This is a genomic window from Aquimarina aquimarini (assembly GCF_900299535.1).
GTDB lineage: Bacteria > Bacteroidota > Bacteroidia > Flavobacteriales > Flavobacteriaceae > Aquimarina > Aquimarina aquimarini.
In genome coordinates, this window is the sequence record NZ_OMKE01000007.1 from 133697 (window position 1) to 153432 (window position 19736).

Annotated in this window: 18 protein-coding genes; 14 read left to right on the forward strand and 4 right to left on the reverse strand. The window is 32.7% G+C overall.

Annotated features, from left to right (window positions below; all coding sequences use genetic code 11):
• Positions 1 to 6: 6 nt before the first annotated feature.
• On the reverse strand, positions 7 to 501 hold the full coding sequence (locus tag DG508_RS02930; RefSeq protein ID WP_108866763.1) for a metallophosphoesterase family protein: 495 nt from the start codon (positions 499 to 501) through the stop codon (positions 7 to 9).
• A gap of 304 nt (positions 502 to 805) precedes the next feature.
• Here DG508_RS02930 and truA point away from each other — a divergent pair, with 304 nt between their 5' ends.
• Complete coding sequence (gene truA / locus DG508_RS02935; protein ID WP_108866701.1) at positions 806 to 1549, forward strand: tRNA pseudouridine(38-40) synthase TruA; 744 nt, start codon at positions 806 to 808, stop codon at positions 1547 to 1549.
• A 3-nt stretch (positions 1550 to 1552) separates the two neighbouring features.
• The gene (locus tag DG508_RS02940) at positions 1553 to 3322 is read left to right on the forward strand and encodes an ABC transporter ATP-binding protein (protein ID WP_108866702.1); all 1770 of its coding nucleotides are present in this window, start codon (positions 1553 to 1555) and stop codon (positions 3320 to 3322) included.
• Between the two features lie 62 nt (positions 3323 to 3384).
• Here the strand turns inward: DG508_RS02940 and cdaA are convergent, their stop codons facing one another.
• Entirely contained in the window at positions 3385 to 4161 is a 777-nt protein-coding gene (gene cdaA / locus DG508_RS02945; RefSeq protein WP_108866703.1) for a diadenylate cyclase CdaA, read from the reverse strand.
• A 193-nt stretch (positions 4162 to 4354) separates the two neighbouring features.
• On the opposite strand from cdaA, the gene DG508_RS02950 reads away from it, so the two are divergent.
• A complete protein-coding gene (locus DG508_RS02950; protein ID WP_159090627.1) occupies positions 4355 to 5527 on the forward strand; it encodes an SH3 domain-containing protein in 1173 nt (390 codons plus the stop codon).
• Between the two features lie 57 nt (positions 5528 to 5584).
• On the opposite strand, the gene folP is transcribed toward DG508_RS02950, so the two are convergent.
• Positions 5585 to 6412 (reverse strand): dihydropteroate synthase, encoded by an 828-nt coding sequence (gene folP, locus DG508_RS02955; RefSeq protein WP_108866705.1) that lies wholly within the window; start codon positions 6410 to 6412, stop codon positions 5585 to 5587.
• Between the two features lie 174 nt (positions 6413 to 6586).
• Between folP and DG508_RS02960 the strand changes: the two genes are divergently transcribed.
• From DG508_RS02960 to DG508_RS03010, 11 genes are all read left to right on the forward strand, one after another.
• Positions 6587 to 7132, forward strand: a complete 546-nt coding sequence (locus DG508_RS02960; protein WP_103864762.1) for a DUF1599 domain-containing protein — start codon at positions 6587 to 6589, stop codon at positions 7130 to 7132.
• A gap of 180 nt (positions 7133 to 7312) precedes the next feature.
• Positions 7313 to 8407 (forward strand): BT_3928 family protein, encoded by a 1095-nt coding sequence (locus DG508_RS02965; RefSeq protein ID WP_108866706.1) that lies wholly within the window; start codon positions 7313 to 7315, stop codon positions 8405 to 8407.
• A gap of 49 nt (positions 8408 to 8456) precedes the next feature.
• On the forward strand, positions 8457 to 9530 hold the full coding sequence (locus tag DG508_RS02970; protein WP_108866707.1) for an ABC transporter permease: 1074 nt from the start codon (positions 8457 to 8459) through the stop codon (positions 9528 to 9530).
• A 63-nt stretch (positions 9531 to 9593) separates the two neighbouring features.
• A complete protein-coding gene (gene tpiA, locus DG508_RS02975; RefSeq protein ID WP_103864765.1) occupies positions 9594 to 10346 on the forward strand; it encodes a triose-phosphate isomerase in 753 nt (250 codons plus the stop codon).
• 118 nt (positions 10347 to 10464) lie between these two features.
• Positions 10465 to 11304 carry a 50S ribosomal protein L11 methyltransferase gene (prmA, locus tag DG508_RS02980; RefSeq protein WP_108866708.1) on the forward strand — a complete coding sequence of 280 codons (840 nt, stop codon included), beginning with the start codon at positions 10465 to 10467 and terminating at the stop codon, positions 11302 to 11304.
• Positions 11305 to 11360: 56 nt separating this feature from the next.
• A complete protein-coding gene (locus DG508_RS02985) occupies positions 11361 to 11636 on the forward strand; it encodes an ATP-dependent Clp protease adaptor ClpS (protein ID WP_103864766.1) in 276 nt (91 codons plus the stop codon).
• Between the two features lie 562 nt (positions 11637 to 12198).
• Complete coding sequence (locus DG508_RS02990) at positions 12199 to 13035, forward strand: M57 family metalloprotease (RefSeq protein ID WP_108866709.1); 837 nt, start codon at positions 12199 to 12201, stop codon at positions 13033 to 13035.
• Positions 13036 to 13334: 299 nt separating this feature from the next.
• Entirely contained in the window at positions 13335 to 14009 is a 675-nt protein-coding gene (locus DG508_RS02995) for a TetR/AcrR family transcriptional regulator (protein ID WP_108866710.1), read from the forward strand.
• A gap of 3 nt (positions 14010 to 14012) precedes the next feature.
• Positions 14013 to 15680, forward strand: coding sequence for a peptidase domain-containing ABC transporter (locus tag DG508_RS03000; protein ID WP_108866711.1), 1668 nt, complete (start codon positions 14013 to 14015; stop codon positions 15678 to 15680).
• A 6-nt stretch (positions 15681 to 15686) separates the two neighbouring features.
• The gene (locus DG508_RS03005) at positions 15687 to 17036 is read left to right on the forward strand and encodes an HlyD family secretion protein (protein ID WP_108866712.1); all 1350 of its coding nucleotides are present in this window, start codon (positions 15687 to 15689) and stop codon (positions 17034 to 17036) included.
• 1 nt (position 17037) lies between these two features.
• Entirely contained in the window at positions 17038 to 18438 is a 1401-nt protein-coding gene (locus DG508_RS03010; protein WP_108866713.1) for a TolC family protein, read from the forward strand.
• A gap of 74 nt (positions 18439 to 18512) precedes the next feature.
• Here DG508_RS03010 and DG508_RS03015 read toward each other — a convergent pair whose 3' ends face one another.
• The gene (locus DG508_RS03015) at positions 18513 to 19721 is read right to left on the reverse strand and encodes a hypothetical protein (RefSeq protein ID WP_108866714.1); all 1209 of its coding nucleotides are present in this window, start codon (positions 19719 to 19721) and stop codon (positions 18513 to 18515) included.
• Positions 19722 to 19736: the final 15 nt, after the last annotated feature.

Sequence of the window (19736 nt, forward strand, 5' to 3'; positions counted from 1 at the left end):
ATTTGTTTATTTTTTTCCTAGTTCGATTACTTCAAGGTTTTCAATTTTCCCAGTATCGAGAGTAAACCTAAGCATCGTTCTTACTTTGTGAAAACCGTGTTTGCCTGCTGCTCCAGGATTCATGTGTAATACTCCGTTTTTTTTATCAGGAATTACTTTGAGAATATGAGAGTGACCACAGATAAATAATTGTGGAGGGTTTGATTTGATCTCATCTCTAGTGTTTACATTGTATTTAGGAGGGTATCCTCCGATATGGGTAATCCATACAGAAACTCCCTCACAAATAAATCGTTGGTGTAGAGGAAATGTAGCTCTGGCTTTATCATCATCAATATTGCCGTAGACCACTCTGATCGGACTCATTTTTTCAAGTGCATCAGTTACTTGTAAATCTCCAATATCTCCAGCATGCCAAACTTCATCAGCTTCTTTGGCATAATGTAGAATTCGATCATCTATATAACTATGGGTGTCGCTAAGTAAAAGTATTTTTTTCAAACTAGAATAATAAAGTTGAGTGATAGGGTGATAGAAAACAGAAAACAAACCATAACTTCTATCTCTATTTTATAAAGTATATTTGCGTTTACTTTTTTGCAAAAATAGGGTATTGATTTTAAATAAAGGTTGTGTGAAAATATCAAAACAACAATATGTATGTTTTAGAGAAAGGTATGAAGAACATAAACAAAGAGGTCATTTGATACTTGATTTAATTTGAAATAGAAGAGATTCAATATTTTTGATTCTAGTAAAATAGGCTAGCTCCTTTATAATAAATAAGCATTAAGAAACTTAGTAAGTGAGATATTTTTTAGAACTTTCATACAATGGAACCCCTTATCATGGGTGGCAACGACAACCAAATGCAATTTCGGTACAAGAAGTGCTAGAAGATTCTTTATCTACTATTTTAAGGAGTAAAGTTGCAATTGTAGGGGCAGGAAGAACAGATACTGGGGTTCATGCAAAACAAATTATGGCACATTTTGATTATGAATTTGAGTTAGAATCAGAACAATTAAGGTATAAACTTAATTCTATTTTACCGCCTCAGATAGCGATACAAAATGTGTGTAGAGTTCATGAGAGTGCTCATGCACGTTTTGATGCGATTAGCAGATCTTATGAGTACTATATTACAACAGTAAAAGACCCTTTTAGGATTGATAAATCGTACTATGTAAAAAAAACACTAGATATAGATGTTATGAATGAGGCTGCTAAATTACTGTTAAACTATACTAACTTTAAATGCTTTAGTAAGTCTAAAACGGATGTAAAAACGTATAATTGCAATATTACAAATGCTATTTGGGAATATAAAGATGATCAATTAGTATTTAAAATTTCGGCCAATCGTTTTTTAAGAAACATGGTTAGAGCGATCGTTGGAACACTTATTGAAATTGGAGAACATAAATTAAATATAGAGGATTTAGTAGCTATTATTAAGAGTGAAAACCGAAGTCAAGCTGGGTATTCTGTTCCTGCGCATGGCTTGTACTTGACAGCTGTGATGTATCCCCAAAATATATATATATAATAAATGGCAGAAAAAAACGGAAAAGCCTTTGATTTTAAACTTTTCAGAAGATTAATCACATATACCAACCCTTATAGGTTGACTTTTTATTTTGTAGGTTTTTCAGCTATTTTATTAGCTTTTTTATCTATTGTAAACCCGCATCTTCTTAAGCAAACCATAGATAGAACTATTATCCCTAAAGATGGAGAGCTGTTGGTTAATTTTGTGAGTTTGATGCTGTGTGTATTATTGCTAGATGTGATAACACAGTTCTTGTTTATCTACTTTGCCAATTGGTTAGGACAACAAGTTATTCGTGATATCAGAGTCAAGTTGTTTAAGCATATGCTAGGGTTTAAAAAACAATATTATGACCAATCCTCTGTGGGTCGGTTAGTTACCAGAGCTGTGAGTGATATAGAAACTATCGCCAGTATTTTTAGCCAAGGATTGTTTATTATTATTAGTGATTTGCTCAAAATGCTAGCGGTTTTATGTTATATGATATACCAGAGTTGGCAACTTGCATTGTTGGTTTTTGTTGTATTGCCCCTAGTGGTGTATGCTACCAGAGTTTTTCAAAAGAAAATGAAAGTAGCTTTTGAAGAGGTAAGAACACAGGTGTCTAACTTGAATTCATTTGTGCAGGAACGAATTACAGGGATGAAGATCGTTCAACTATTTACCAGAGAAGAAATTGAGTATGCTAATTTTAAAGAGATTAATGAGAAACATAAAAAAGCTTGGGTAAAAACAGTTTGGTATAACTCTATTTTCTTTCCTATCGCAGAGATGTCTAGCTCAATTACAATTGGGCTGATAGTATGGTTTGGAGGACTTAAAGCGGCACAATTAGATGGAATAACACTAGGGCTTGTCATAGAATTTATACAATTATCTCAAATCTTGTTTAGACCACTACGGCAAATTGCAGATAAGTTCAACACCTTACAGATGGGAATGGTGGCCGCTAATCGTGTATTTGCAATTCTTGATATCGATTCCAAAATAGTAAATAAAGGAGATAAAAAGATAGAAGATGTAAGTGGGAAAATCGATTTTGATAATGTACGATTTAGTTATATAGAAGGAGAAGAAGTGTTAAAGGGGATTTCTCTTCATGTTAAAACTGGAGAAACTATTGCTATCGTGGGGGCTACGGGCGCAGGGAAATCTACTATTGTTAATTTGCTCAATAGGTTTTATGAGATAGATAATGGAGTTATTTCTATTGATGATATCGATATTAAAACTATTGAGCTGTCATCATTACGAAATCATATTGCTGTAGTGCTTCAGGATGTATTCTTGTTTGCAGATACTATCTTTAATAACATTACATTGAATAATTCTGATATTTCTGAAGAACAAGTATATGAAGCGGCAAAAGAAATAGGAATTCATGATTTTATAATGACTTTGCCAGGAGGGTATCAATATAATGTAAAAGAAAGAGGAGCAATGTTATCATCAGGGCAACGGCAATTACTTTCTTTTTTAAGAGCTTATGTTGCAAACCCAGGTATTTTAATCCTTGATGAGGCGACATCATCTGTAGACTCCTATAGTGAACAGTTGATTCAGGATGCTACAAATAAAATTACCAAAGGAAGGACATCCATTATTATCGCACACCGATTAGCTACTATTAAGAATGCTGATCAAATTATTGTTATGGATCAAGGAAAAATTGTAGAAAAAGGTAACCATAACGAATTACTTAAGGTAGAAAACGGGTATTACAAAGGGTTGTATGAAGTGCAATTTGCCAATGCGACTACTACAGAATGACTTATGGAGGGTTTAATGAGTGCTCGTTAAAGAATTTATCTTTATACTAGGTATGATGATTATTAATCCAATCCTCTTTTTATTTTTTCTATTAGTTCCTCATCTGTTTTGTAGATAACAAACTCACCATTTTTTATATACGATAATTTACCTGTTTCTTCACTTACTACAAGAGCTAGCGCATCAGTTTTTTCTGTAATACCCACAGCAGCTCTATGTCGTAACCCAAAAAGTAAAGGGATATTCGTATCATTGGTGACTGGTAGAATAACTCTGGTGGCGACAATCTGATTTTCTTCTATAATCATTGCCCCATCATGAAGTGGGCTATTTTTATAAAATATACTTTCTATAATAGGTGTGTTTACCTGAATATCCATAGAATCCCCAGTAGTTTTTACAAAATCTAAAGAAGTAGTTCTTTTGATAACAATTAATGCTCCCGTATATGTTTTGCTCATTTCATTGCAAGCAAGAACAATTGCAGTAATATTGGTAATACTATCTTCTGGAGTATCTCTGATAAATTTTAATTGTCTGAAAAACTTACGTCTTCTTCCAAAATTGGTAGATCCAATCATGAGGAGAAAATTTCTAATTTCCTGTTGAAAAACAACGATTAGGGCAAACATTCCAACACCAATAAATTCCCCCAAAACACTACTTAACATTTCCATGTCAAGAAACTGAGTAAGCTTCCAGACAAGATAAATGATGACAATACCAATAAAAATGTTAATAGCAGCAGTACCTTTTACTAGCTTATAGACATAATATAGCAAAAAAGCTACAAGCACAATATCGAGTACATCAAGTATTCTCAGGTCTATTAGATCCAAAATTCGGGCGTTTTTGTAAAAATAGAAAAATTAATGAAACCTTGTTTTGAAAAGTAAGATAAAAACCAAGGATAGTTGTTTTGTGTTTTTAGAATAAAATATATTCTTATTTTGTTTCTTTATTGGGTAAAGAAGTAAATAATAGTTAGGTTCGCTTACTCTAACTGTATCAGTAAATTAAAGACGTTATCATATGTGGAATGTAAAATGCTTATTTCTATTGTTTTTATGTGCGCGACCTATTTGTGCTCAAAATATATGGGTGGTTTCTCCAACAGATCTTTATGAACAACCAAAAGAAGAAGGGATAGTAAGTGGGATTTTATTACGTGATGCACTGGTAGAAATTATTTCTGAGAATCAAGAATGGGCAAAAGTAAAAGTTGATAATAATATGATAGGGTATGTAAAAAAAAGGTTTCTTGTAGAAACATTGAATGCCAGAGATCAATTTACATCACCACCACCTCCTATCATAGATCAAAATAATCAGTATGGTTCACCACACCTTTATACACAGGTAGCTTCATTGAGAGGAAGGGAGCAACCAAGTAAAAATGCCAAGATAGGAACTGTTTTTACGATGGGAACAATAGTGAGAATTACTTTTTATCCATGTGATCCTGAGGAATGGGTAAATGTGGGAAATTATTTTGTGCAACAAAAATATTTAGGGCAAAAGCCAAGTATGAAAGAATTGTATGAAGAATTTGATGCTATTCCTAAATCAGATCTCAAAAAAAGAAAACAAGTAGGAGAACGACTGGTAGAATTTTCTTGGAAATCAGGAGAGTCCAAAATTCCTGCATTAGAACGATTCCTTGAAATAGCAAATCAATTAAAAGATGAAAAGCAGATATATACGGCCAAATTAAATCTCAAATTGGCAAAAGCAGGAGAGGATAGAGTGTCTTTTGAAAAACTACATGCTATGGGGGTGTCAGAAAGTACGTATCTGGTAATAAACGGAGTCAAATTTTCTAATTATGAAACATTACCACTCTCTAAATTGATTAAAGTTATGGGGGATCCCTTAAAGATTTTGAAAAAAGAACCAGATTGTTGTTTTAGTGGGGATCAAAGGTATCAATATAGCAATGCAGAATTTGTAGTAGATCAGGAGAAAAATATAGCAGAAGTTGATTGGATCTCTTTGCAGTCAGATAATAACGCATTTGTAATAAACGATTTTGTGATAAATAATAAAACTACAGAAGAAAAATTTGTTGATTCAGTGTCAAAGTGGGTAGAATATGATGGTAATTATCCAGAAGAATATCAGTTTTATTTACTTGAGTACGCCTTGATAAATATTTCATTCAAAAACAGAAAACCAAAAAGGTATAGTTTTTCTATTTTTCCCTAGTTATGAGTGTTAATACCATTTTAACTTTTATAGAATAGATAAAAGAAAGTAAAAATGTTATTGGCAAATCATCATATCGACCAGATTAATACACTCAATAGCTTCTTTAATATCATGAACTCGTAGAATAGAAGCGCCATTAAGAAGTGCAACTGTGTTCAGTGATGTAGTGCCATTTAGAGCTTCTTGGGGAGAAATATCTAGTGTTTTATAGATCATAGATTTTCTAGATAACCCTGCAAGAAGAGGAACATCTTGTATGCCTAAAAGTTTTAATTTTTTTAATAACTCAAAGTTCTGAGGAATATTTTTAGCAAAACCAAACCCTGGATCAATAATAATATCATGTATATTATGTTTTCTGGCTTCTGCAATTCTTTCGGCAAAATATGAGTTTATTTCGAGTAGCATATTGTCATAATGATCCATAGATTTCATAGTTTGAGGAGTCCCTTTCATATGCATCATTATATAGGGAATACCCAGTTGCCCGACTATAGGAATCATATTGTCATCCATCTTCCCCGCAGAAATATCATTAATAAGTGCTGCTCCAGCTTGGATACATAACTGTGCTATTTCACTTCTAAAAGTATCAATTGAGACCAAGGTTTTTGGGAATTTATCAAGTAATAAGGAGACAATAGGTAAGATTCTTTTTTTTTCCTCTTCGGCAGATATATGAATAGCTCCTGGTCTAGAAGAATATGCTCCCAAATCAATAAAAGTTGCACCATCAATAAGCATTTTCTCTGCTTGTTGTAAGAGGTCATTTTCGTTTTTGTACTTTCCTCCATCATAAAAAGAATCAGGAGTAAGGTTAAGAATTCCCATTACTTTTGGAGTAGAGAGATCAAGTAAAGAGCCTTTGCAATTGATAGTCATTATTGATATTTCGTTTATTTGTTTTAATAAGCAAATGTAATCTATCAGTGTTCATTTTGAGAGGGATTGATAGAATAGTTATGGGTTAATTTTATGGATTTTATTTTCAAACTTGGCATATGATTTTTTTAATTCCCATATTAAAGCGAAATTTACGCAAAATTCAACAGTTATATGCAAGATACATTTACCCAATACGATATAGTAATTAATAATTGTCGAGATCTTTTTAGCAGAAAGATGACAGATTATGGTAGTGCATGGAGAATTTTGAGATTACCTTCTTTGACAGATCAAATTTTTATAAAAGCACAACGAATAAGAAGTCTTCAAGAAAATGAAGTGCGCAAAGTAGATGAAGGTGAAGTTCCTGAATTTATTGGAATTATTAATTATAGTATAATGGCATTGATTCAGTTGGAAAAAGGAATAGCAGAACAGCCAGATTTGTCACCAGAGGAAGCAACAGAACTGTATAATAAGCATATTGGTATAACCAAAGAATTGATGATGAATAAGAATCATGATTATGGAGAGGCTTGGCGTGATTTAAGAGTGAGCTCTCTTACAGATTTAATTTTGCAAAAATTACTGAGAGTAAAACAAATTGAAGATAATAAAGGTAAAACCTTGGTGAGTGAGGGGGTTGATGCAAATTATCAAGATATGATTAATTATGCTGTTTTTGCCATGATTCACCTTGGCCAGGCAGATAACTAGATGTATAAAATACTGTTAAACTGAGAGTGATAAGCTGTAAACCATAGTATCTTGTGCAAATTGTACTATAAAAAAACAGTAATTAAAATGAGAGGTCGATATAGATAATATGCTTTTGATAGGAATCAAAAAAGATTGAATCTAAACGACTTTCTGATTAGTAAAAATATAAATACATAGATGAAAATATTAGTTACTTTCTCAAGAATATTTGTAGCCGCACTTTTTTTGTTTTCGGGATTTATAAAACTAAATGACCCTTTAGGATTTTCTTATAAACTTCAGGAATATTTTGGAGAAGGAGTCCTTAATTTAGAATTCCTTATTCCTTTTGCATTATTGATTTCGGTTTTTTTGGTGATTTTTGAAATTATACTAGGAGTTACCCTATTGCTAGGGTATTTGTCAAAGTTTACGGTATGGTCGTTATTATTAATGATACTCTTTTTTACGTTTCTTACGTTTTATTCGGCCTATTTCAATAAAGTTACAGATTGCGGGTGTTTTGGGGATGCATTACCACTGACACCATGGGAATCTTTTACCAAAGACCTTATTTTATTAGTGTTTATTTTGATATTATTCTTTGGGAGAAAGTATATAACACCATTGCAGCCTGTGACGGCTCACAAATGGATAGTATTTGCTTCTTTTACAGCATGTTTAGGATTTGCATACTATGTTTTGATGCATCTACCAGCTCTTGATTTTAGAGCATATAAAGAAGGAACAAATATTCAGGCAGGTATGGAGATCCCAGAAGGGGCGCCAGAAGCTGTGTTTGAATACCTATGGAAATTTAATGTCAACGGAGAAGAAAAAATTATAACAACTGGAGGAGACTACCCAAAAGTAGAAGGAGATTTTATTGAGGTTGAAACCAAAACAGTAGAAGAGGGGTACGAACCCCCAATTCATGATTTTTCTATAGAAAAAGGAGGAGAGGATTATACGGCAAAATTTTTAGAGAAAGAAAATGTAATCATTATTGTGGCTTATAATATATCAAAAAGTGAGACAGAAGGCTTTCATGCTATAAAAGAGATTACAGATAAAGCAAAGTCTCAAGGATATGAGGTGATAGGTCTTACCGCTTCTATGCCAGAAGATATTGCAAAAAAACAAGAACAGTTTGGTCTGGGGTTTGATTTTTATACAACAGATGAAACTGCTTTGAAAACAATTATACGATCAAACCCTGGGGTTATGAAACTCAAAAAAGGAACCATCATAGAAAAATTACATTGGAATGATGCAGGAGAACTTGATTTATAAAAGTTGTAAAACCTGTTGATTAAATAAAAAAAGAAAACTCAAAATAAAAATGGGGAGTTATCTCATCAGTAAAATCGGATATGCCTTGCTTACTTTGATAGGTGTGGTAACTGTAATTTTTATGTTATTTACAATTCTTCCTGGTGATCCTGCACAAATGATGTTAGGGCAAAACGAAACAAAAGAGCAACTAGAAAATGTAAAGAAAAAATATGGTTTTGATAAACCAATATCTGCACAGTATTTATACTATCTTAATGACCTCGCTCCGGTTTCATTTCATAGTACAAACCCTGATGATTTCTCACATTATGATAAAGAAAAATACACAGGATTTGATCTTTTAGAGATAGGTGATAAGGTGATAGTGTTCAAATTCCCGTATCTAAGAGAATCTTTTCAAAAGAACGGAAAGAAAGTAAGTGAAGTGATCAAAGAAACATTGCCTAATACCGCGATTTTGGCAGTGCTTGCTATATCAATAGCAATCATTTTAGGGGTTTTGTTAGGGATTATAAGTGCTTTGACAAAAGATAGATGGCCAGATAAAATAATTCAGTTATTGAGTACATTAGGGATGAGTGTTCCTTCTTTTTTTAGTGCCATCATTTTTGCATGGTTGTTCGGGTATGTGCTGAGAGAATATACAAACCTCAATATGACGGGAAGTTTATATGAAGTAGATGACTTTGGAGAAGGAAGTTATATCCAATGGAAAAACTTATTACTCCCATCAGTGGTATTGGGTATACGTCCTTTGGCAGTAGTTACACAATTAATGCGTAATTCATTATTAGAAGTAATGAGTCATGATTATATTCGTACCGCAAAAGCAAAAGGGCTTTCAACATTTGATGTAATCAGAAAACATGCACTAAGAAATGCGTTAAACCCTGTAGTTACTGCAGTATCAGGGTGGTTTGCATCTATGTTGGCAGGAGCAGTATTTGTAGAATATATTTTTGGATGGAATGGATTGGGGAAAGAAATAGTAAATGCATTAAATACATTAGACCTGCCAGTAATTATGGGATCTGTATTAGTAATAGCAACTATGTTTATACTAATCAATATATTTGTCGATATAATATACGGATGGTTGGATCCAAGGATAAGGACTTGATAACTTAATATCTTAAGAATAAGTAACCACACTATTAACCAAATACATAAAATTTTAAATTAAATGAGAAAAAAAATTGTAGCCGGAAACTGGAAAATGAATAAAAATCTGGCAGAAACCAAAACATTGTTGTCAGATTTGACAGCTAAGTTAGGGGGATCATCTGATGCAGAGGTAATTGTAGCACCTACATTTACAAATCTGCATACGGCCAAAGAAGCTCTAGGAGGAACTGATATTGTTGTGGCAGCACAAAATATGCATCAGGCAGAAAATGGTGCCTATACAGGAGAGATCTCTGCAAATATGCTTAAAAACATTGGAGTAGAAACCGTGATATTAGGACATAGTGAGCGTAGAGCTTATTTTGGAGAAACAGATGAATTGCTTGCAAATAAAGTGAATACAGCATTACAACATGAGATGACTGTGATTTTTTGTTTTGGAGAAGAATTACAAGATCGTAAAAACGATGCTCATTTTACAGTGGTTGAGAACCAATTAAAAGAAGGGCTTTTTCATATCAATACTGCAGATTGGAAAAATGTAGTTTTAGCATATGAACCAGTATGGGCTATAGGAACAGGAGAAACAGCATCTCCAGAACAAGCACAAGAAATGCATGCTTTTATTCGTAAAACTATTGCACAAGCCTTTGACCAAAATATAGCAGATCAAGTTTCTATTTTGTACGGTGGAAGTGTAAAACCTGCGAATGCACAAGAAATTTTTGCAAAAACAGATGTAGATGGAGGATTAATTGGCGGAGCATCATTAGATGCAGATAATTTTACAGCTATAGTAAATGCAATCTAAAAAATAAACACTTCAATAGAAGTGATAATTCTAGAGCATCTCATTTATATGGGATGCTTTTTTATTAGGTATATTTTGTGGTAATAGAGTAACTTTGCCTCGATATAAAAATAATGAAATGTCAGACATAATATATATAGGATATTACTTTAAAGTGTCACCTGTTCAGCCTGCTACAGAAATATTAGTGGCAGAGTTGGGGTATGCTGGGTTCGAAAGCTTTGTAGAAACAGAAGAAGGAGTTAATGCTTTTATACAAAAGAGTGAGTGGAATGAAAAAATTCTCGAAGAAATTTATGTCTTGAATTCAGGAGAGTTTACGATAGATTATAAAGTTGAAGAAATAGAACAGATCAATTGGAATAAAGAATGGGAGAAAAATTTTAATCCCATTATTGTAGATGATGTGTGTAGTGTGAGAGCTCCGTTTCATGATAAACCAGATACAAAGTATGATATCATTATAGAGCCTAAAATGTCTTTTGGTACAGGACATCATGAGACCACGCATATGATGATTCAACATATTTTGAAAACTGATATGAAAAATAAAAAAGTATTGGATATGGGGTGTGGTACAGGTGTTTTGGCAATTTTAGGAGAAATGAGAGGGGCAGGATTAACTGATGCTATTGATATTGATAATTGGTGTTATTTGAATACGGTAGAAAATGTAGCGCGTAACCATTGCAAAAATATTACGACCTATGAAGGAGATGCTTCTTTGTTGTCAGGAAAAGAATATGATATCATTATAGCAAATATTAATCGTAATATATTACTTAATGATATTCAATATTATGCAGGATGTTTAAGAACAGGAGGGAAACTGTTTCTAAGTGGGTTTTATCAAGAGGATTTGGATATGATCACCAAAGAATGTAGTAAGCATAACTTAATTTTTAATGATAATTTTGTTAGAAATAATTGGATAGCAGCATCTTATGATGTAAAGTGATATATTTATTGAGATTATAAAATACGAAGTTAGTATATTTGCATAAAATACCCCCTATGAGTACTCAGGAAAAAGTTTTAGAAGAAGTTTTAGAAAAAACGGTAGAACAAGGCAATAGCGAGATTGTTTTGTATAATGATGATGTGAATACGTTTGATCATGTTATAGAAACTTTAATCTATTCATGTGAGCATACACCAGTACAAGCAGAACAATGCGCATTATTGGTACATTACAAAGGAAAATGTACAGTAAAAACTGGAGTTTATGAGGAATTAGTGCCTAGGTGTTCTAAATTGTTAGAAGCAGGACTTAGTGCAGAGATTGTATGATTGACTAATTTGCACCCATTTTTTGATAAGAAAATTAAGAAGTCCATAAAATTATGGACTTTTTTTTGGTTTAATTTTATTTTTTTGGAACTAAAGAGTTGCATTCTGCTGTTACATATGAGTACACTTTTTTGCTTTTTTGTTAAATATTTAAAAAGAAAGTAAAATTTAACATACGTAATCTTGATTTTCTTTATTTGTAAGAAAAAACTTTCTTTTTTGTGTTTTCTTATATATGATTAAGTTTTCTTTAACATCCTTTTTTGCCTTTTATTTAAATGCTTTAGTTATATGTTTTTGTAAGAATTATCTGTGTATTTTGTCGATTTTGTTGGGTAGCTAAAAATATGTTTTTTTGATTTTAATTAAAAAAAACCTACGGTTTAACCGTATTTTTAGAGAATAGTGTAAAAAATTAACTTTTTTTTCAAAAAAAATATCATATCTTCAAACCGCAAAAATTTAGAAAAGTTCAAAGCTTTCTACATAATTGTATTTAGGATAGAAGGTAACAATTCTATTTTAGTTAAAAAATAACTACACAAATTCAACTTAATTAAAAATGAAAAAAATCAAAGTATTAGCACTCTGTGCTATTGTCGCAGGGTTCGTAACATCCTGTCAAAAAGAAGACGTTTCTAACGAAACAGAACAAGAAGCGGTTTTAACCCCAACAAAAGATCAACTATCAAAGTTGCACAATATGGGGGTTAATACGAGTAATGTTACAGTAGAGAAAATAACTTTTCCTGATGGAACCTCAGAAAATTTCTTGGTTTCAGGGGATATAACAGTTCCTTTTTCGGGGCTTCAAAAATTCGAAGAATTAGAAGCTGTAGCAGGAGGTCAAAAGCAGTACAGAACAAATAACCTGGTATCTAGTTCTAATAGAAATATTAGCGTTATCGGATATACTGGATCTGGGTATGCATTGACTAGTAAGATGCAAACAGCATTACAGTGGGCAATAAACAACTATAATGCATTAAACACTTCATTGAATTTTACTTTATCTTTTGGTGCATCAACAAATGCAGATATGGTAGTATATAATAATGGAGCTTCAGGAGGTGGTGGATCTGCTGGTTTCCCTAGCGGAGGGAGAGCCTATAAGTGGATTCAAATCAATCAAGGAACAAATTCGAGTAGTACAAATGTAGTAGAGCATGTAATGACTCATGAGATAGGACATTGTATAGGTTTCCGTCATCAGGATTGGGTTTCTCGTCAAAGCTGCGGGCAAAATTCTAATGAAGGACAAGCAGGAGTAGGAGCTGTATTAATACCAGGGACTCCTAGCTCTCAGTTTGAAGATTCTATAATGCTTGCTTGCTTTAGTTCTGGTGAGGATGGAGAATTCTCTAATAGTGATAGAGTAGCAATCAATGCACTGTATTAAAAATTTAGTAATGTAGTAGATAAGCTTTGAACGTTTTATTAAAGCCATCCTGTTAACTAGGGATGGCTTTTTTTGTGTCCTTTTTTTAAGTGTACATCCTATTTAGGAGCGATGTAATGTGTTGATTTATTGGTTTTAGTCATATCTTTTTCTTTCTATGATATTAGTGCAAAGCCTATTCTTACTGTTGTTTAGGCTCTTTTCTTAATTATGCTTTTTTTAAATAAATAGGTTAAATAAAAGTTAATCTACTATAGTTTGATAGTAATACTATTATCTTTGGACGAAAATATATTAATATGAAATATTTGCTTCAGGATTTAAAGGTTAGAGTCAATGACAAAATTTATATTAAAGACCCTGAATCATCAGATTTAGGAAAAAGAATTATCGAGCATAGTATTCTTATGATCCATGAGATAGGGTTTGATAAGTTTACTTTTAAAAAACTTGGAGAAAAGATAGGGTCTAATGAAAGCTCTGTTTATCGCTATTTTGAAAATAAACATAAATTATTACTATATCTAACTTCTTGGTATTGGGGATGGTTAGAATATCAATTGGTATTTGCAACCAATAGTATTCCCGATTCAAAAAACAAACTCAGAAAAGGGATTGAGATCATTACAAGATCTGTAAAAGAAGATACCTCTTTTTCTCATATAAACGAGGTGCTACTTAATCAAATTGTTATCAATGAATATTCTAAATCATATTTGACAAAAGAAGTAGATGAAGAGAATAAAGAAGGGTATTTTTCTATCTATAAACGTCTGGTAATAAGACTTACCGATATGATTAAAGATGTAGATAGTGACTATGCATATCCCTCTAGCTTATCCAGTACTATAATAGAAGGCGCAATGCATCAGCATTTTTTGGCAGATCATTTTCCTTCATTAACAGACTGTAATAAAAAAATTACCCCTACAGAATATTTTATAGACCTAGTATTTAATTCAATAAAGAAGTAATATATGATCAAAAACGTTTTAACCTCTTGGCAAAGACTAATAGGGCTTTTAAAACTTGATAAAAAAGATATTTTACAAACATTTTATTACGCAATATTTGCTGGGTTGGTAAACCTCTCCCTTCCTTTAGGGATACAAGCAATTATAAACTTGTTGCAAAGTGCGCAGATCAGTACATCATGGATTGTTTTGGTAGTCTTGGTAACAATAGGAGTAGTCTTTGTAGGGTTGTTACAATTAATGCAGATTCGTATTATAGAAAATGTTCAACAGAAAATTTTTACACGTGCTTCTTTTGAATTTTCGTATCGTTTTCCAAAAATAAAAATGAGCGAGTTACGTAACTATTATCCGCCAGAATTAGCAAATCGGTTTTTTGACACATTAACCACACAAAAAGGTTTGGCAAAGATACTGGTTGATTTTCCATCAGCTATTTTGCAAATTATTTTTGGATTAATGCTATTGTCGTTTTACCATCCGTTTTTTATCATTTATGGGTTGTTATTATTGGTATTGGTATATATAGTTTTTAAGTATACAGCAAAAAAAGGGCTAGAAACCAGCCTTAAAGAATCCAAAAACAAATATAAAGTAGCGCATTGGATTCAGGAAATAGCTAGATCTATTGTAAGCTTTAAATTATCAGGAAAAACCAATCTAGCACTACAGAAAAACGATGCTTTGGTTACAGAGTATTTAAAAGAGAGAGAAGGGCATTTCAAAGTTCTTGTGGTCCAACTAATCCAACTGATAGGATTTAAAGTACTTGTTACTGCAGGACTCTTATTGATAGGAGGTATTCTGGTTCTTAACCAAGAGATGAATATAGGTCAATTTGTGGCGGCAGAAATTATTATTGTATTAGTAATAGGCTCTGTAGAAAAGCTAATTGCAGGACTAGAAACCTTTTATGATGTATTGACCTCTTTAGAGAAATTAGGGCAAGTTGTAGATAAAGAGTTAGAACCACAAGGAGGAGAAAAACCGTTTAAAGAAGATGAAGGTTTTATTGTTGAACTTGATACTGTTTCTTTTGTTAACCCCGACAGTAAAATAAAAATTATTGATGACGTGTCTTTGACCATAGATGAGAATAGTAAAATTTTGATTCAAGGAGCCAATGGCGCAGGTAAGTCTACATTATTACGATTGATAGTAGGACTTATAGAGCCTGATAACGGAAATATATATATAAATAATGTTGATCTAAAAGGTGTAGATCTAAATTATTACAGGTCTCACATAGGGCAATCACTAGTAGAGGAATCCCCTTTTGAAGGAAGTATTCTTGAAAACATCACTTTTGGAGACATCTCTATACCAATGGAAGATGTGTATTGGGCAATAGAGAAGGTTGGATTAACACAATTTGTAAAAGAACAACCAGCAGGATTGAATACGATACTCTATCCAGAAGGAAAACAAATAGCATATACCATATCCAAAAAAGTAGTTTTAGCAAGAAGTATCATTAAAAAACCAAAATTATTGATCTTAAAAGATCCGCTAGATCAGTTTGATGATGATGAGGTAACTAGAATTATGGATTTTCTTACAAAACCTTCAAGCCCTTGGGCGCTAATCGTTGTAAGTCAAAATCAAAAATGGAGACAACGATGTACCAGGAAGATAAATATTGAAAGAGGTAAAATTATAGACGATAAATAGAAAGTTATGCTAAATATTTCTCATAATACTTTAAATAAGAAAGTAGACCTTTCTAATTATAATGCAATGAATAAAGTCCTTCATAAAAGGCACTATAAATATTTTAATAGATTTTTAAAAATCTTTGCCGTATTGGTCGTGGTGGTCTTGTTTCTGCCTTGGACTCAAAATGTTTCTGGCAATGGTTTTTTGACCACGCTAAAACCAGATCAAAGACCGCAGACAATACAATCTCCGATTCCTGGTAGGATAGAAAAGTGGTATGTAAAAGAAGGAGATTTTGTGAATAAAGGAGATACCATTTTATTTATCTCTGAAATAAAAAATGAATATTTTGACCCTAATCTGGTAGAGAGAACAGGTAAGCAAATACGTGCCAAATCGATGGCTGTAACATCCTATGAAGGAAAAGTAAAAGCCCTAGAGAATCAAATACAGGCTTTGCAAAGTGAACGATCGCTAAAACTGCAACAAGCAAAGAATAAACTCTTACAGTCTAAGCTAAAAGTGCAAAGCGATAGTATCGAGTATGAAGCCGCAAAAACAAATATAAGTATAGCAGAACGGCAATATAATCGTATAGTTCAATTAGAAAAAGAAGGATTGAAATCACTGACAGATGTAGAAGGAAAGAGGTTAAAGCTTCAGGAAACACAAGCAAAATTAGTGTCTAAGAAAAATAAGCTACTGGCAAGCAAAAATGAAATTATTAATGCTCAGGTAGAGATTAGTCGCGTAATGGCAGCCTATACAGATAAGATATCAAAATCTCAGAGCGATAAGTTTACAGCAACATCTAATCAATTTGATGCAGAAGCACAAGTAACCAAACTAGAGAACCAATATACAAATTACGAGAGGCGTAGTGATATGCATTATATAAAAGCACCACAAAGTGGTTTTATAAACAAAACATTACGTTCTGGAGTAGGAGAAACATTCAAAGAAGGAGAAAAACTTGTCAATATTATGCCTTCAGAATACGACTTAGCAGTAGAGACATATGTAAGACCTATTGACTTGCCACTGATTCACCTAGGAGAAAAAACGAGGATACGATTTGATGGATGGCCAGCAATAGTATTCAGCGGATGGCCTAATGTTTCTTATGGAACTTATGGAGGAAAGATTGTAGCAATAGAAACTTTTATTAGCGATAACGGAAAATATAGAATTCTTATTGCTCCAGATTCAAATGACCATAAATGGCCAAAAATACAAGTAGGGTCAGGAGCTAAAACCATTGCTTTATTAGATGATGTGCCGATATGGTATGAGTTATGGAGACAATTAAGCGGTTTCCCTCCAAACTATTACCAGCCCAATAAAAAAATAGCCAAATCTGAAAAAAAATAAAATGAAGTACTACTTTTTGTTTTTCCTGTATTTTTTGGTGAATACTCTTTGTGCTCAACAAAATGATACCATTGTATTAAATTTTAAAGAGTATTTGGGGTATGTAAAAAAATATCACCCAATCGCCAAACAAGCTGAACTAACTATTGGCGTAGGGCAAGCAACCCTTATGAAAGCTAGAGGAGGATTTGATCCAAAAATAGAAATAGACTATGATCGCAAAAAATTTAAAGAAAAAGAGTATTATGATTTATTAAATGCGACATTCAAAATCCCTACATGGTATGGAATAGAGTTAAAAGGAGGTTTTGAGCAAAATGAAGGATTTTATCTAAACCCTCAAAATGTAGTTCCGCAGGATGGTCTTTTTAATGCAGGAATTTCTATTGATGTGGCACAAGGCTTATTGATTAATGATAGAATGGCTGCCTTAAAAAAAGCGAAACTCTTTAAAAAGCAAACCAAAGCAGATCGTGATCTTTTGGTAAACCAGATTTTACATGATGCTGCATTATCCTATTTTGATTGGGTACAAGCGTATAATGAAAAAGAGATTTATGCCAATTTTGTACAGAATGCAAAAATGCGTTTTGAAGGAGTCAAAAAAAGCGCTTTGGCTGGTGATAAAGCAAGTATAGATACTGTAGAAGCCAAAATTACTTTTCAGAATAGAGTACTTAGTCTAGAGCAAGCAAAAATTAAATTAATCAAAAAGCAATTAATAGTATCTAATTTTTTATGGATAGAGAATACTCCAGTAGAATTACAATCTAATGTTGTTCCTGAAAATGAACTCGAAAAAAGTGTAGATACTACATTAGAGATAAATGATCTGCCTTTGAGTGATTATACGGTAGAAAACCATCCTAAATTAATAGCACTCAATTATAAGGTGAAAAGATTAGAAATAGATAAGAAACTAAAAGCAAATAAGCTATTGCCAAAAATCAATCTGGAATACAAGTTTTTGACAGAATACCCCAGAGAAGCAGTGTCTTATAATACCGCAGATTATAAAGGAGGAGTTAGGTTTCGTTTTCCTCTATTTCTAAGAAAAGAACGAGGAGATTTAAAAATGGCAAAGTATAAAGTGCAAGATGCCAAATTTGAACTAGAATCCACTCAGTTAAAAATCAAGAATAAAATTCTGACGATTTATGCAGAATTATCATCTTTTACAGACCAAAATAAGTTAATCAAAGATATCGTCAAGGATTATAACACATTACTTACTGCCGAGGAACGTAAATTTAGTTTTGGAGAGAGTTCTTTATTTATTGTGAATTATAGAGAACGTAGTCTTATCGACGCTAGACTCAAAGAAGTAAAAATGCAGAATAAATTTCTTAAAACAAAAGCCAAACTATTTAATAGTTTGGCTGTAAATCCAGTAGGGTTGTAGTTAGAAAAAAACAAGTTGTACAGTAGAAAAACTATTAGTTATAAGACGAGCTATGTTCTACTGTACAATTTGGTTTAAAAATATTTTGATATAGAGATTCTAAAAAAGCTATCCTCTCTAAAATTGGATAAGATCAATTCATCTTTATCAATATCATTAAAAATACGACCTTCTATAGCGGCAGTCCAACTACTACCAAAACGCCTTGAAGCCTCAAGGCTAAAAATAGTACTACTAGACTCTAGATCAGTAATTCCCCCAAATAGTATTGATGTGTCTTGAGTATCGTTGAAAGCGATTCTGCTACCAAAGAAGATGTCATTTTGCAAAGCATTCAATGCAAGTTCATCTCGCTCATCATATAAATATTCGGCTAATAATCCAATATCAAGACCATTTCTGTCAATATTAGAAAAAGTGTATTCTAACCCAACTGCCATTGCAAAAAAGTCTTGTGCCTTTGCATGACGATAGATAGACTCCAGTTTCCATAAAAAAGCATTATGCGTAATCTGTAAATCTAATCCTGTTTGATTGATGATAGGATAAAAAGCATTGATGTTACCTGTGGTATCAAACAAAAACAAAGGTTCTCTACCAGTTCCATAAAAATGAGAAAGCCCAATGTCAAAAATACCAAAATAGTGATTCCAACGAAAAGCAGCATCTTGTCTCCACTCTTCAGCACCACTCTCATAGCCTAAATCATCTTTATCGATAACCGTAGCAAAACGCAATCTCCCTTTATCACCTGCAAAAGTACGTTTGCGATGATAAGGAAGATAAAAAAAGTCAAAAGTTCCAAATTTTTCGGTATTCCATGTAAACTGAGCCATAGGCTGACCTAGTTTTTTCTCACCATCAAAAGTTTCTACCGCATCCGTTTGATTGATAATATCAACTAAGTGGTTGCTTTCTGTTACTCCCCAGTACACTTTTTTAATACCTAGATTCAACTCCCAATTATTCTTGGCCTTTTGATAGTATAGTTCACGAATATCCCAATGCGTACGCTCATCATCAACATCTACTCGCAAAAAACCTTTGAAATTGATGCTCTCGTATCCTTTATTCCATGCTGCTTTGTATTCTGGTCGTATTGCTAGAGAAGGAAAATGATCCTTTTGCGAACTAAATAGCGCATCGTCATAAAAATAACGATATTCACCTTCTAATTCTAACTCAAAATCATGATGTGTCTTTTTTAGGCTTTCCGTTTGGGCAGCTATATTATGCATATTGCATACTAAGAGAAGTAGATAATAAATAGGTTTACTATTCATACTTTTATTTTATTA

What these genes read in the sequence shown, in the direction of transcription:
- DG508_RS02940 (WP_108866702.1), top strand. Translation starts at nt 1,553, where the DNA reads ATGGCAGAAAAAAACGGAAAAGCCTTTGATTTTAAACTTTTCAGAAGA.
- DG508_RS02950 (WP_159090627.1), top strand. Translation starts at nt 4,355, where the DNA reads ATGTGGAATGTAAAATGCTTATTTCTATTGTTTTTATGTGCGCGACCT.
- folP (WP_108866705.1), bottom strand. Translation starts at nt 6,412, where the DNA reads ATGACTATCAATTGCAAAGGCTCTTTACTTGATCTCTCTACTCCAAAA.
- DG508_RS02960 (WP_103864762.1), top strand. Translation starts at nt 6,587, where the DNA reads ATGCAAGATACATTTACCCAATACGATATAGTAATTAATAATTGTCGA.
- DG508_RS02965 (WP_108866706.1), top strand. Translation starts at nt 7,313, where the DNA reads ATGAAAATATTAGTTACTTTCTCAAGAATATTTGTAGCCGCACTTTTT.
- DG508_RS02970 (WP_108866707.1), top strand. Translation starts at nt 8,457, where the DNA reads ATGGGGAGTTATCTCATCAGTAAAATCGGATATGCCTTGCTTACTTTG.
- tpiA (WP_103864765.1), top strand. Translation starts at nt 9,594, where the DNA reads ATGAGAAAAAAAATTGTAGCCGGAAACTGGAAAATGAATAAAAATCTG.
- prmA (WP_108866708.1), top strand. Translation starts at nt 10,465, where the DNA reads ATGTCAGACATAATATATATAGGATATTACTTTAAAGTGTCACCTGTT.
- DG508_RS02985 (WP_103864766.1), top strand. Translation starts at nt 11,361, where the DNA reads ATGAGTACTCAGGAAAAAGTTTTAGAAGAAGTTTTAGAAAAAACGGTA.
- DG508_RS02990 (WP_108866709.1), top strand. Translation starts at nt 12,199, where the DNA reads ATGAAAAAAATCAAAGTATTAGCACTCTGTGCTATTGTCGCAGGGTTC.
- DG508_RS02995 (WP_108866710.1), top strand. Translation starts at nt 13,335, where the DNA reads ATGAAATATTTGCTTCAGGATTTAAAGGTTAGAGTCAATGACAAAATT.
- DG508_RS03000 (WP_108866711.1), top strand. Translation starts at nt 14,013, where the DNA reads ATGATCAAAAACGTTTTAACCTCTTGGCAAAGACTAATAGGGCTTTTA.
- DG508_RS03005 (WP_108866712.1), top strand. Translation starts at nt 15,687, where the DNA reads ATGCTAAATATTTCTCATAATACTTTAAATAAGAAAGTAGACCTTTCT.
- DG508_RS03010 (WP_108866713.1), top strand. Translation starts at nt 17,038, where the DNA reads ATGAAGTACTACTTTTTGTTTTTCCTGTATTTTTTGGTGAATACTCTT.
- DG508_RS03015 (WP_108866714.1), bottom strand. Translation starts at nt 19,721, where the DNA reads ATGAATAGTAAACCTATTTATTATCTACTTCTCTTAGTATGCAATATG.